1 protein-coding gene and 1 pseudogene are annotated in these 1,507 nt (G+C 70.4%); both read left to right on the forward strand.

The genetic code is table 11. The annotated features are described in order from the left end of the window. Positions 1–315, forward strand: a pseudogene (locus tag VNT59_RS14670) (methyl-accepting chemotaxis protein); the annotation flags it as partial. Between the two features lie 136 nt (positions 316–451). Beyond that, positions 452–1,507, forward strand: a 1,056-nt coding sequence (locus tag VNT59_RS14675) for a methyl-accepting chemotaxis protein (protein ID WP_325499329.1), incomplete at its 3' end; no start/stop codon positions are given.

Here is a 1,507-nt window from a genome sequence, read left to right on the forward strand (position 1 = left end):
ATCGAGCAGGTGAACCAGGCCATCACCCAGATGGACCAGGTGACGCAGCAAAACGCCGCGCTGGTGGAAGAAGCTTCGGCCGCCGCGCAATCGATGCGCGAGCAGGCCGGCGAACTGGTGCAGGCGGTGAGCGTGTTCAAGCTCGCCGCCGACACGCAGGCGGCGCAGCAGGTCATCGCGCGGGCCCGCTCCGGCGCCAACGCCCGGCCGGCGCTGCCGGCGCCGCGCCGCATCGCCGCGGCACGCCCGGCCAGATCACGGGCGATCACGGCGGCAGTGGCCGCAGTAGAGGAAGCCGACTGGAAGGAATTCTAGGAAGACCGGGCTGGCGGCGCTGCCAGCGGCTGCCAGGGTCAATGCCGGCGCGGCGCGACCGCCGCGCGGCGCCACGAGTGGGCCCGCAGTCACCGGTGCGTCTCGACAAGAAAGCAATTCGTTAGGGAGAACACCGATGAGAAACATCAAGATATCAACCCGCGTCCTGGCCCTGGTCCTGACGCTGTCGGTCATGCTGCTGGTCGGCGGCGCCATGGGCCTGTGGGCCATCGGCGCCTCCAATGCCTCGCTGAAGACCGTCTACGAGGACCGGGCCGTGCCGATCGCGCAACTGGGCGACATCAGCCGCCTGATGCTGCGCAGCCGGCTGGCGGTGGCCAACAGCGTGATGGAGCCGTCGACCACCGAAAAGAACACGGCCGAGGTCCTCGCCAACATCGCCGCGATCGACAAGCAATGGCAGGACTACATGGTCAGTCCGCCCACGGGCCAGGAGGCGGCGCTGGCCAAGGAATTCGCCGAGGCCCGCGGCAAATTCGTGGCCGAGGGCCTCAAGGCGTCGGTCGCCGCGCTGCGGGCGCAGGATCTGGAGGGCGCGCGCAACGTCATCGCCCAGAAGACCCGGCCGCTCTACGACGCCGCCAACGCGCCGCTGGCCAAGCTGGTGACGCTCCAGGAAGACGTGGCGAAGGCGGAGCACGCGGCCGCCGTCGCGCGCTACGAGATCGTCCGGGCGCTGGTCGTGGTCGGCCTGTCGGGCGGCATCGGCTTCGCGGCCCTGTTCGGATTCCTGCTGGTGCGCGGGATCTCGCGCGGCCTGCAGGAGGCCGTCGACACCTGCGATGCAGTGGCCCACGGCGATCTGCAGCACGAGATCCGGGTGGTCGGCAAGGACGAAGTGGCGCGCCTGATGTCCGGCATGGCGGCGATGCAGGCCAGCCTGCGCGGGATCGTCACGCGGGTGCGCCAGGGCACCGACACCATCGCCACGGCCTCGGGCCAGATCGCGGCCGGCAACCAGGACCTGTCGCAGCGCACCGAGGAGCAGGCCAGCTCGCTGGAGGAGACGGCGGCGTCGATGGAGGAGCTGACCGGCACCGTCAAGCAGAACGCCGACAACGCGCGCCAGGCCAACCAGCTGGCGCAGTCGTCGTCGGAGGTCGCGCGCAAGGGCGGCGCCGTCGTCGAGCAGGTGGTCGAGACGATGGACGCCATCAACGCCTCCTCGCGG

Origin of the sequence: Ramlibacter sp., from assembly GCF_035554825.1 — a bacterium.
GTDB lineage: Bacteria > Pseudomonadota > Gammaproteobacteria > Burkholderiales > Burkholderiaceae_C > Ramlibacter.